At 68.3% G+C, this 671-nt stretch carries 1 pseudogene; it reads right to left on the bottom strand.

Annotated elements, in window-relative coordinates:
- Positions 1 to 671: pseudogene (locus PA598K_RS36455) on the bottom strand (TIGR02680 family protein); the annotation flags it as partial.

Genomic DNA, 671 nt, shown 5'->3' with positions numbered 1-671 from the left:
GCCTTGGCGCGTGCCGCCTCCACCCGCTCGCGATGGGAGCGGACGTCGCGACGCCAGCCGTCCCGCCAGTCGTCATGCTCCGGCACGTCCGGCGTCCAGTAGCGATGGTAGAGCTCATGATCGGCGAACTCGATATCCGTCGCCAGTCCTTCCAGCTCCTCCAGCAGCTCGCGCTGCTGGCGCTCTGCCGCAGCGCAGTTCGCGCCGACATCCGCTTGCTCCCGCGCCAGCTGCTCCTGCCGGATGCGCAGCTTCGTCAGCTTGTCGCGCGAGCGCTCCAGCTGCGTCTCGGTGATCTGCAGCGCAGCCGTCGCCGACTCGTACTCCCGCTGCTTGCCGATCGCCTCATGCTTCTCCAGCAGCGCCCGCTCGGCAGCCAGCTCCTGCTGGAGAGCCTGCGCAGCCGTCCGCTCCCCGGCTGCTGCCTCCTTGTCACGGGTCGCTCCCGCCAGCTCGCTAGCCGCTGCCTGCACCTGCTTGTCCGTCTTCGCATGCTCGGCTCGCGCTGCCAGCAGCTCCTCCGAGCGTGCGTACAGATTATGTTCGTTGTACGTATTGTAGCGGTCCTGCAGCCGCGACAGCTCGGAGCGGTGCCGCCGCACTTCGTCGAGCCGATCCGCCATCTGATCCATATCCTCGAGCACCTCGGAGAGCGGCCGCAGCTCCTCCTC

This window comes from Paenibacillus sp. 598K, assembly GCF_003851045.1.
Lineage (GTDB): Bacteria > Bacillota > Bacilli > Paenibacillales > Paenibacillaceae > Paenibacillus_D.
This window is presented reverse-complemented; position numbering and strand designations above follow the sequence as displayed.